Origin of the sequence: uncultured Anaerobiospirillum sp. (assembly GCF_902485895.1) — a bacterium.
Lineage (GTDB): Bacteria > Pseudomonadota > Gammaproteobacteria > Enterobacterales > Succinivibrionaceae > Anaerobiospirillum > Anaerobiospirillum succiniciproducens.
Genome location: NZ_CABTML010000036.1, coordinates 1 through 12,295 on the forward strand (window position 1 = coordinate 1; position 12,295 = coordinate 12,295).

The following is a 12,295-nucleotide window of genomic DNA, read 5'->3' on the forward strand; positions in this document are numbered from 1 at the left end:
AGGTACGTATACTTATTAAGTTTTTACTATATAAAACTGCTTGAGGTATAACAGAACCGAAACTAGCAGGTGGATCCGTTTTTCATTGCGTTGGTATGCTCAAATCGTTGCATATCACATATGTTGTTGGTGTTGAGCCCTTATTTAGTTGCTGGGGCCTGGCCCATTATTTATGAGTAAATTAGCGCATGAGTAATTGAAGGCCAAGCTGAGGGCGCTGATTGGCCTGCATGAGCATGGTCATAGCTGCTTGTAAGATGATGTTTTGGCGAGTGAGGTTGGCAGCCTCTTCAGCAAAATCTGCATCACGAATGCGGCTACGAGCATCTGCCATGTTAGCTGATACATTGGATTGATTACGAACAGATGACTCAAGGCGGTTTGCCGTTGCACCAAGGCTAGCACGCTGTGAATCTACCTCATTAATCATACTGTCCATAATACTGATGACATCTGATGGATCGGCTTTAGAAAATTGGAAGGTAATATTGCCGTCCTTATCAATGGTCAATACTTTATCGTTGCCAACGTAATTTTTAGCAAAGTCCTTATCAGCTCTTACGCCAACAACAGAGAATTGCATGTTCTCTAGCTTAAAGCTGATAGTGTCTCCTGCATTAGCTCCTACTTGCAAAGTGATGTTTTGTGCATCGCCTGCAGTGCCATTACCTTGAGATACTAATGACTTATCGCCTTGAACGCCATTGAGAATAGTCTTACCGCCATAGCTAGTCTGTTTAGCAATACGACTGATCTCATTAGCTAGAGAGGCGGCTTCTTTTGATAAAGCAGCTCGATCCTCAGCAGTATTGGTACCGTTGCTTGCTTGTACGGCTAAGGTACGGATTTTTTGCAGCATGGAGGCCATTTCATCCATGCTAGATTCAGCTGTTTGAGCCAGTGCAATACCATCAGAGGCATTGCGGTTACCTTGATTAAGCCCGTTTATCTGTGCAGTTAGGCGGTTTGCGATCTGAAGGCCAGCAGCATCATCTTTAGCGCTATTGATTCTAAGTCCTGACGAAAGCCTTTGATAGGTAGTATTAAGCTGATTTTGTAGGTTAGTGATGTTCCGTAGTGTCTTTAGTGATGTGACGTTAGTATTCACATAAACTGGCATAGGCGTCTCCAGAACGTACATTAATCTCTTTTTCAACCGACATGCATCATCATGTAATTTAGAAGATGGTAAGCGGTGCATATCTCTTATATATCATCGTTACACATGACGCTAAATAAAGAACACTCGGGCCAAGAATGGATTGTCTTCTCAATGATAGTAGATGCTAACTAGTGCGGGCGCTGCAAAAGTAATCATGTCTGCGAGCTTATTGTAATATTGCGCTGACAGCAATCCTTACAAGCTTGATGGAGAAGATGTCAATGAGGCTAAGGATGTCTTTGCAATGGAAAGCTGTAAATAAAAAAGGTCCGGCCCCGTAAGGAGTCGAACCTTTTTTAAGCTGTTAAAAGCTATTCTTATTTTGCTTTGAGTGCTAAAGCAAAGAACTTAGTTGCTTCCTCATGGCGACTCAGGCGCTCATTAAGCTCGGCTGCGAGTAAGTACAGATCGCGGCTCTTGGTATGCTCTAAAGCCTGCTTTAAGTGGGCCTTAGCTTCAGTAAGCTTATCAGACTTCATCTCGAGGTTAGCTAAAGCCTTGAGCAGTGGCACATTAGTAGAAGAACCAATAGTGTTAGAACCGCCTTGCTTAGTAAGCTCCTCTAAAACCTTAGGTGAAGCAGCGTCCCAAGTAGCAATCGACTCTAAGATAGCTGGGTCTAAGTTGCGGCGGATAATGTCCATGGTGTACTTGCTTGCCTGAGCAACATCACCAAGCTCGACGAGCTTAGAAACTACAGGAGCCATAATGCAAGCATTGTGACGCTCTGCGCGGTCAAGTGAGCCAATCATGACATTGACCTTGTCTAATGTGTCTGCAGTACTTAGGAAGTGGCTAGTGCAGCGAGCAGTGATCTTAGCAGCCTCTTCATCATCAATAATGCGCTGCTTCTTTAAAGCAGGTAACAGGCTGTAAATCTTGTCGAACTTGCCTTCGTGCTCATAGCACTCGTATAAGAGCTTAGTAGTAACTGCGCCAGAGTAATTCTCTTTCTTTAGAGCCTCGAGGTTCTCAAGAGCAGCCTCGTTGTTACCAATCTTTAAGTTGAGCTTTGCTCTTAAGAGCTTGCAAGCAATGTCAGAACCATCAGAGGCATGCTCAGCACGATTTAAGAAAGCTCGGCACTTTTCTAAGTCGCCTAATTCAAAAGCTGATTTTGCGCCTAAGAACAGTACGTTGATTGGCAGTTCATCTTCAGAGCCAGACTTCTTAATTAAAGCTAAGGCACGAGCATAAGCGCCTTCTTCATAAGCTAAGAAAGCTTCGTTTTGTAAAGTCTGATGCTTGATGTTCTTGCGGTTTGAGAAGAAGCGAGCAGTAGACTGTGGAAGCTTTATAGAACGGCTGATGATGTTTACAACTACATGCAGCACGAAGAAAGCGACAAATAAAATAATGATAGCTGTAGTAAGAGAGCTTTCTACAATATAGCTATTAGTGGCAATATGTACAAAACCCTGAGAATCAGCTAGGCGCGGACCTACAAAGACCGCACCGCACAGTAACGCAACGGCGATGAGGATCTTAATCATAGATTACTTACCTCTGCCTAATAAGTGCTCACGTGCATAAGTTGAGAATGCGCCGGCACTCTGTAACACATCAGGGGTCTTAATGGTGATTTCGCTCTTAGATAAGGTATCGAGCATCTCAATAGTATTCTTAACTACTAAGCTATCAGTGTCGAAGTAGGTGTTGATAAGGCCAACTGCCGCATTGAGGTTAGACTGCATGGATTCCTTATCGCCATGAGACAAGTCAGCCTTGGCAAGTAAGATACGGGTCTTGATATTCTCACGCAGATACAGATCCTGCTCTGGTGTTAAGAACTCAGTAGCAGCTTCGGCATTACGACGACGAATCTCAACAAAACGGGAAGCAAATTGATTAGCGGAGTTGAGTAAGTTCTCCTTCCAATCAGCGAGGTTTTCAGTAGTCTGCTCTGCCTTAACCATAGCAGCTTCACGAACCTTAGGATCTGAGTAGCCCTCAAGTACGAGCTTATCAACATTGTCATAAGCACGATCAAGGTCTAAACCTAAACCGCGCATATCAACCTGAGCAATATTCTTTAATGTAGAGATATCCTGAGAGATGGTCTCACGCAGAGCGACAACCTTCTCATCCTCAATGCCAACGAGCAATTCATCAGCCTGAGTCAGCATCCAAACAGCTGCCTTGATGTCTTTTTCAAAGACAGCCTTGGCTTGGGCATTGTTTACTAAGAAGTAAGCCTCAGCAAGCTGCCAATCATATGGATTGCGGCTTTGGAAAGTATCAATCTTATCGGAAAGCTCACTGACGCTCTTGCCTTGAGCCTGTTGGGCAGAAATCAGGCTGTTAACAGTCTGAGCTAAGCTCTGATAATTCTGGGTTAAAGTGGTGGTGCTTTGCTGCAGGGCGGCATTGTTATGCTGTGCAGTCTCTAAAAGATTAGCGCTCTGCTCGATACGATTAATAGAATCGGTAATCTTGCTTTGAGCATTGGCGTAATCATTGTTGATAGCAGCAAGCTTCTGCTGGTTTTGGAAAGCGGTATAACCTGAAAAACCTGCGGCGCCTAAGGCGATTAAGGTAACGATCCAAAGGAGGCCAGTTTTTCCGCCTGAGGAGTTGGCAGCCTTAGTGCTAAGACGGTATTCGAGTTCTTTTAACTCTGCCTTGCTAACGTAAGACGGTTGTGAAGAGTTTGAATTATCCTGAGCAGCAGTCGAAGTGTTGGCCTCGACCTTCTGTAAGGTGCTTTCGGTTGTGGACGTTTCTTTTACCATTTTGATCCCTGCGTGGGTCTTGTTTAACAACTTCGGGCTAGAAAATGCGATGGATTTAAATTTAAAACCATCGTATTGCCAAGCTCATGTCAAAAGAGCACTTAATCGTGTCTCTTTGAGTCGGGCGCAAAGCCCGAAGAAAGACCTTATGGTCAGAGGCCGACATGGCTATGAAAGTACTGCTTGTAAAGGCATAAAGCTTAGCTTAGCTTTGCCCTTGTAGGCAGACTTACAAGCCTGGCTAGCTAAGCTAACTTACAAAAGATAGCTTAGCTAGATTAGCTAATTTAAGCCAATGTCTTTCTTTAACCAAGCGCTCGTGCGCGGTCCAAATGTTGATTATCAACGTAATCTTTGCGCCTCAAGTTCTAAAGACTCATATTCAGCCTGTAGATCTTGTAGCTGCTTAGACATTTGAGATTCGAGTTTATCGTACTCATCAATCTCATCTGTCACTTGGGCACTCTTTAAGACCTTACTTTCACTAATAAGTTCATCAGCATGGTGCGTAATGTCGATCACTGTCATAAGAAATTTGATCTCTTAACGGCGTTTAATGGCTCTAAAGCAATTTTATAAACCATGGACATGAGTGCTATTTAAGTAATGTTGCTGCGTTGGCATCAGTTACAAAGGTACGCTCAAATCGAGGCTATAAGATGATAACTCACCTTGATTGAGCCCATTATTGCACAGCAAAGTGAAAGCAATTTTGAGCAATTGTAGAGGCCTAACGGCACGCAAACTAAACTCGAATTTTACCACCAATTGACCTGTTAAATCTGTGGAGGACAGTACAACTTGTCATATTAAGTGGAACTTTTGGGCAAAAGTGTGTGGTGAGTCATTGTGTTTAATTGCCTAAAGGGTGACGGTGCACTTGACTTATCTTGCTCACCCTTCGTTTTACGCAATCTTTTCTCGCTGTATAAAACTATGGTTAGCGTGCACAGTATAAGAGCCAAAACTGTATGTCTCACAGGAGCAATTAACAGCACTGCAGTTGTGCGCCAAATACTTTGGCAAAATCTTTATGGCCAACATAGCATCTATAGCATGGCCATAAGCTTGTCTAGGTTATAATACTAATCTTAGATCCTGATGCTCATACTATGAGTTTAAAGCTGCAACTAAGGCCGTGCATCAAGCCTATTGTTGAGTTTGATCCGTATATGAGAGCCGGATTGGTGATTGGCATTGTGGTGATGTTGAATGGTTTATATTCCAAAGCAACAGATATTGACGAGATTTAGGCGCTATAAAGCTCTTAATGAGACGCGTCTTGAGAGATCTTTGTCTTTAATGAACCATGACACGCGCTTTTGCCTCGCCATCGTTCCTGTACTGCTGCATTACAACCATGTCAATCTGCCTGGCTATCGTGATGGCTACATACCACATGGTATTGATCTTTTTACCCTCAATGATGTGCAGCGTCGCTATTTAGATGACACCATCTTACCTGGCACCCCGCCGCTTCAAGAGCCAAAAGAACATGCCATCTTAGGTCTGTATGCTATGGGTTCGACCTCATCTTTAGGTCAGACCAAAAACTCAGACGTAGATATTTGGGTATGTGTCAAAGCCTCATTATCTGAGGCAGGCACCAAAGCGCTGCAGGATAAGTGTCGTTTCATTACTGATTACGTAAAAGCTCATAATGTTGAGCTCAATCTGTTTGTTACCCCAGAAGATCGTTTTACCAATTTCCAGCCAGACAGTCTTGATGAAGAGAACTGCGGTAGTGCGCAAAACCTCTTCTTGCTTGATGAGTTCTATCGCTCCTCTATACGTCTGTGTGGTCGTTATATTCTGTGGTACCTCATCTCGACTACTGAAGAAGAGCAGTCTTACCAAGCCTATGCCGACTTCTTAACTAAAGGCATCTCTGGTATGCCAGCATTTAAAGATGGACGCATAGCAAGGGATGATCCTTATGAGAGCAAAGTAAGATCGGCTCTTAGCAGTCAAGTAGATCTAATCAACAATGCTGATGCCTCAACTCCCGATGAAAGGTTGATTAGCGGCGTTACACCGCTCATTTCTGTCTGCCCAATTCTAGCTAATCAAACCCACTTTTTAGCCCAATCAGCTTTTGATGTGCACCCGTTCTCTAAGAGGACACGCAAGTATAATGATGCAGCATTTACTGATGCCCTTAATGGTTCTGCTAGCCATGCTTTATATGGTCCGCAAGGATCACTAGATCCTAATACCGTGACCTTTACCTCTAATGAACAAAAAGAAATTGGTTTAGGTTGTTCTTCAGATGGTCAAACTAAGCTAGAAAATGAATTCAGCGACATTGATTTTACTGCCCGTGCATGTTTTGATTACCCATCGGCTAATCAAATGCCGCAAGCACACCCACATGTGATTCGTACTGTACCTAAGATTAACTTTGTATCTCTTGATGATAGCTCTCAAAGATCCACCATTAAACGTAAGTACATGAGTCTCATTAATAATGAGGCCACTTCCACTCACAGTCTGAATAAAAATCACATCCAAAAGGGTTTAGGCAAGGCAGTAAGCAAGCTTGCATCCTACTATCAAAGCCGTATTGCATCTTCAACTAATCATCACGTCAAAGATTCTAATGACACTAGCGATCCGCAGCGATCTGAGATCGTTTCAGGAGCAACTAGTCAAGATGCGGCGTTTTTCGACGATTCATCTGCACACCATGGTTTGCCTAAAATAAAGTCACCACAAGGGGGATTGTCTACAGTCAATCTCTTTGAAGATCGCACCGTACAGAGTGATAAGTCTCGTGGCGAGAGTTCAGATGTGTCTTTAACCCACATGAATGTCCTCATGTCGGTTAAAGGTACTACCTCTAGTGGTGATCTCTTATCAAGCTTAGAGCTTAATCATATTGAATATGGGCCAAGTGACTCTAGCTCTGATAAATTTATCAGTTATGCCAAAGGCGCGTTTTGTAGTATTGAGCTGCCCTCGCACACTGGCTCTTTTGTCGATTCACAAAATGATATGGGAATTGAGCTTAGTGCGCAGGTTTCTATTTCTAATAGTGGCAATCTAGATGCCTCATTAGATAATAAAGAAGATATTGATAACAGCGCATCATTACGCCATGAACAGTGGCAGCAAAGTGGCGATAACAATAGCTACGATGCTTTTCAAGGTCGTCATAGAGTTACTTATGACGGTCACGAGCATAATACTTGTGCAGTAGGATTTTCTGAAGGTGAATACTTAGGCACCGACTTTGTTAATAGCGCCGACCATTCAGTAATGGATCGCGTCCTTAACCTTAAAAGATCGGAGCACTTATTAAATGATCCTTCTAAGCAGCAAGCCCAAGATTCACACTCAACAGCAACTAAGCTTGCGCCTTCCACTCATAACACTGCACTACATTTACATAACATAGAAGCTACAGCAACTGTATCGCCTGATGATAAGGAAGCAGATGCGGCCAAAGATCATGATGTAGTAGGCAGTACAAATACTACTGAGCATGCTGCTAGAGACGAGATCATTAGTGAGGATCATAGCGTCAATGGACTCACCGCTACTAGCGATGCTAAAGCCCATGACAATAGCAATGCGCATGACAATAGCAATGCTAATTCCCGTGATATTAGCTATGCGCATAATAATAGCGATGCACATGACAATAGCGATGCTCATGCCGGCCATGATGAGTCAAATGAGACAAAGATAGGCCATGCTGCTAAAAATGAAATAAAGAGAGGCCATGCTGCAGCGATAGGCTCTGATGAGGTAAATAATGCTAAGGTGCTAGGATTTGACAGTATTTCAGATGCTGTTAATAGCTCTTTTATCTCGCGCAAAGAGTATTTGGTAAAGGGCCGTAGCCGTAATGTCGCTGCTGATGATGTCAAAGAGAATAATGGATCTAACCACAATACTTTAGAGGAGGGTACTGACGATAATGGAAGTAACTATAAGCCTCACCATAGTATTCGCGGCATTACTGTTACCGGAGAACTTTTAGCTGCCCCTCAAAGAGATCTTGAGCTTAATAACAGCTCCTCAGAAAATGATGGTGCGCACACAGATCTTGATGGAAGTAAGGCCCCTGACCTTAATGAGGGTAAGGACGCAGATCTGCACCCTCATCTTGATCAGAGCAAGCATGCCGATAGTGAGCTTGAAGAAATCTATGAGGGCTATGAGCTTGGCGATGATCTTACGGAGGAGGTGGAGGATGATGCTATCTCCAAGCTCGAACGCGAGGCGGCAGTGCTTGCTCGTGCTAAGTCTATACGTAAGATGCGTGCTGCGCGGCGCAATGAGGCTGTAGCACGCGCTGGTGCCATGATGGCCAAGAAGATTTCTGGCGCGAGCGCCTTAAACAATCTCTTCTCTAAGCTCTTTCCTAATTCAGATGCGGCGCATGGCACTAAAGATCTCACTTTAGAAGATGCCTCTGGCTCATGTGATGAGTCATTATCAAGCAACATATCCACTCAGCCTACTTACATTGCTGCTATAGACACCTTTTCACAAAAGGGTACTTATAAGCAAAGTCATGGTTATGCTGTAGTCAGTGCAACTACTGACTATGCATTAAATGATTACTCTGAGCGCCAACGCTATATACGCCAAACTCGTGATGAGGCTGTACATGGTTACCCAGGTTTTGATGCGGCTATTGAGCGAGATAGTAGATACCATGCAGTACTTAGCATGGAGCTTAACAAGAGTTTAAGTAAGCAAGGTCTTACATCTAATATCCAAGATGGCGCTGAGTTTTCAAGCCCAAGCGCCTTAAGGCGTGACTCAATAAAAGCCCGTCTCAATAGTGATTTATATAATGATGTAACTGCATCAGCACAAGCTAGAGATTATCTGTCTAAACACGCTGATCAAGCCTTTGCTCAGCTACATTCACACAATGACGCTATCAATAATTATGATGGCAGTTCAGATTCTTATATATATGGTCATCCGTCTTTTGGTCAAGAAGGTGAGTTTGCTAACGGCCCTTTATCATCCGATATTCCAATGGAAGAACATAAGGAAGCTAGCAACTTTAGCCCAAATATAGGCCATCTTACCAATGCTCAAGCGCAGCAAGATCAAAATGATTTAGGCGGACTTTCTTATGAATATTCCGTTGCAGATATGTCTGAGCATAGCAGCAATGATGGTGATCTCGATAACTCACTAGTAGCACAAGCATCTGTGCTGCAAGAGACTGGCAATTCACTGCTCAAAGAACACATCTTAGCTCCTTCGCATCGTGCCTCTGTGCACGGCTCTGCAAAGAGTGGATCATGGGCAAGCATAGCTTTGTCTAAGATGACCAAACGAAATATCTTAGATCGCGGTGCGTACATTGCTAATAATCTTAGCCATAAAGGCACAATTGATGTTTCCAAGTCAGTATACTCCCATGGCCAGGAGAGCAAGGTTCAAGGACGTGCTTCTTTATTCAAAGGTACCGCTTTTGCCGATCGTCGTGCTTTAAATAGAGGCAAGGTAAAGCCTATTATCAAGCATGACAATGCCATGGATAATGAGGGATCAGACAATAGAGCCTCAGGACTAGAAAGACTAGCAGCAGCTATGGGCGTTACGCCAATGCCATTTTTGGGGGTTAACTTCCAGGGCATGCAAATGGACGCTTATGCCAATAGCGTGCTTGCAGATACGGATGGACTGCTTGATGATAATGGCTTAGAACTAGGCCGTAAAGAAGGTGGATTGGCAAGGTTAAATCCAAGCTCGAATCAAAGCGTAGCGTCTGTGCAAATGTACGAGGCTTATCATGGTGATGCTAGCATGGCATCTGCCACTCCTTTATCGATATTCTCAAGTGACAATGCTGCCTCCTCAACCATTGGCAATATTAGTGCTCAGGCAACTAATGCAACTGAAGTGCGTGATCTCTTTGTAAGATCAAAAGCTAATGACAGTCTTTTAGGAAGCTTAAAGGTTTCAGATCCAGCACATAAAGCCGCGCTTGGTTCATCATTGCGAGCTCATAGATATGCGACTAGATTAGGCGGTTCTAAAGCTCATTTAAATAAAGATCATTTAAGAGGAATTACTACTTCTGCCTATAGCATCTCTAAAAAGCATGGCATTGGTGTTCATGCTGTTGATGTAGGCGCAAATGGTCGTGGTGGCGTCTTTAGTGAGGGTTCTCGCATGCGCGAGTATGTAACTCACGATCAGAGCTCTACAAGTTGGGTGCAGTCTAGCGCCAAGACAGGAGGCATTCAGACTGCCTATCCTGTTAGATCTTATGGTGCTGTCCTATCTTCAGATGAGAGTATTAAAGCTGCCGCTTTAGATGGCTTTAGAGAGTATGAGGCACCGCTTAATCCTGATGAGTGGTTTGACTTTGGATCGGTAGTCTTTAGTTCTCCAACTGAGTACTTTGGCTCAGGTCTGTGGCTTCTTTATAAGGCCATTGAGTCTCCGCTAAAAGTGGTGCTTAAGATCTTGCTCATGGAGGCATACTCATCAGACTATCCAAATACCAAGCTGTTATCGAGCGAGCTTAAGGATTATATGCTTTCGCATGATGGCTACAGTATTGATCTCGACTCTTATTATCTGATGTATCGCAGAGTCTCTGACTATTTGATCGCGTCAGGATCAGACAGCCGTCTGTCTTTAATGCGTAAGTGTTTCTATTTGAAGATCTTCGATGGTGTAGGCGCTTCTAATCATTCGCACCGTGATGATGGTACGCTAAAGCGTGAGCTGTTAACTAAGTTCGCTCGTCGCTGGGGATGGAATGATAGTTTTGTCTCTGATATCGAGCAATTCTCATCTTGGAAATTAGATGAAGTGCGTGGCTTTAACCGAGAGGTGTATACCACTCTGCTTGAGAGCTATTTAGCACTGCTGCGCTTCTCGATTCGTCACGGCATTGAATACGCGATTACATCTGATGATGCAGCGATCTTGTCACGCAAATTATATGCAGCTTTTGATCGCTACCCAGGTAAGATCTCAGTAATGCACACCTCCTTTAGTAAGAATCTTGAGGAGTTGCATCTTACTTTTATTACGCCATCTAAAGGTAGCATCTGTCGTCGTGGCTGGCATATGTATACCGCTGCAAGCGATGATGTAGCTTTATTAAACCTGAAGGTCGCATATATAGGATCTCGTTTAAGTGAGGTCGTTACATGGGCTTGCTTTAATGGCTTAATGACCTCTAGAACTACAGCATATATCTCAGGTGCGCCTACAGTAGTGACACCTCGTATGATTAAGCAGCTTGCCACCGATATCATGCGTGTAATTGGTAGCAAACGAGGTCGTGTAACCGAAAGTAATTTGCAAAGTACCTCTAAGCTTGTAGCGTGCTTAGTTGTACTCAATCTTGAGCAAGACGAAACTGAGTTGTACAAGAATCAGATCTTAGATACTGACTATGGCTCAACTTTATCTTGCGGTAGACAACGAGTGTGCCTTGTAGGCTCTATTGACTTAGTGCTTATCAACAGTTGGGGTGAGATTCGTTCGATTACCCTGCCAAGTGGTGAAGAGGGTGTAGTAGAGTTACTCGCTACTTTATTACGCATTTTGCGTAATACCACTGAAGTAGGCCAAGAAGATGAATCGGTAGCTGCTATGCTAGAGACCATAGAGGTGTGCTCATATGCAATAGCCTACCAAGATCTGATTAAGTACGATCTTGAGTCCGTGCTGCGTCAGGTATTTAACTGCTTAAGCTCAAATAGCTCTAGTGAATACACCTTTGATGTGGGCAGAAATACTTATGTTGCCCGTGAGCAAGGTGAGCGTGGCGTCATTATCAATAAGAAGAGCTCAATTGCCTCAGGTGAGTATGATATCAGTGTGCTATCACGCTATGGAATGCGCCCTGAGTTTGCTCTGCAGGTTCCTCCTATCATTGATCGCTACGCAACTGCGGGCATTATGCAGTACTTCTTTATTCCAGGAGTTAAAGATAGCGGCCACTGGGATATCTACATCGTCAATGAGCGTAATGAAGTTACGATCTATAACGATTACATTGGTTCGCGCGCTACTTTAGTAAATGCCATTAACCGCTTCTATACAGAGCAGTCACGTAATCTTTCTAATATCACTGCCCGCTTCAATCTGCCGCAGTACTTTGTCTTAAGTAAAGATCTTAAGGCCATTCATCCATTCACTATTCGCAGTAATCCAGACTAAAAGGTAAGCCATAGTGCAGCGCAGAACACGAGTAGCTGCAGCTTATCGCATTTTACATCTAGGCTCCCATGGCCATTCATTGGCGCTTTTCAAAAAAAACAAGCAAGCAAGCAAACAACAACAAAAGTACTTGGTCGATTTTACGGGGGTTAAATTTAAAAGCTAGCATACATATTATAAACCGCATGTTTATCGAATTTTAAGGAAACATGCAATTGCTAGGATTTAACAAAACCACACTGAT

5 protein-coding genes are annotated in these 12,295 nt (G+C 43.5%); 1 reads left to right on the forward strand and 4 read right to left on the reverse strand.

Annotated elements, in window-relative coordinates:
- Nucleotides 1-181 precede the first annotated feature (181 nt).
- From RDO37_RS03160 to RDO37_RS03175, 4 genes are all read right to left on the reverse strand, one after another.
- A complete protein-coding gene (locus RDO37_RS03160) occupies nucleotides 182-1,120 on the reverse strand; it encodes a flagellin (protein ID WP_303074296.1) in 939 nt (312 codons plus the stop codon).
- A gap of 359 nt (nucleotides 1,121-1,479) precedes the next feature.
- Nucleotides 1,480-2,655 carry a heme biosynthesis HemY N-terminal domain-containing protein gene (locus RDO37_RS03165; protein ID WP_308498074.1) on the reverse strand — a complete coding sequence of 392 codons (1,176 nt, stop codon included), beginning with the start codon at nucleotides 2,653-2,655 and terminating at the stop codon, nucleotides 1,480-1,482.
- Between the two features lie 3 nt (nucleotides 2,656-2,658).
- The gene (locus RDO37_RS03170) at nucleotides 2,659-3,894 is read right to left on the reverse strand and encodes a uroporphyrinogen-III C-methyltransferase (RefSeq protein ID WP_308498075.1); all 1,236 of its coding nucleotides are present in this window, start codon (nucleotides 3,892-3,894) and stop codon (nucleotides 2,659-2,661) included.
- 342 nt (nucleotides 3,895-4,236) lie between these two features.
- Nucleotides 4,237-4,422, reverse strand: coding sequence for a hypothetical protein (locus RDO37_RS03175; RefSeq protein ID WP_273326113.1), 186 nt, complete (start codon nucleotides 4,420-4,422; stop codon nucleotides 4,237-4,239).
- Nucleotides 4,423-5,106: 684 nt separating this feature from the next.
- Between RDO37_RS03175 and RDO37_RS03180 the strand changes: the two genes are divergently transcribed.
- Nucleotides 5,107-12,051 (forward strand): class I adenylate cyclase, encoded by a 6,945-nt coding sequence (locus tag RDO37_RS03180; protein WP_308498076.1) that lies wholly within the window; start codon nucleotides 5,107-5,109, stop codon nucleotides 12,049-12,051.
- Nucleotides 12,052-12,295 lie beyond the last annotated feature (244 nt).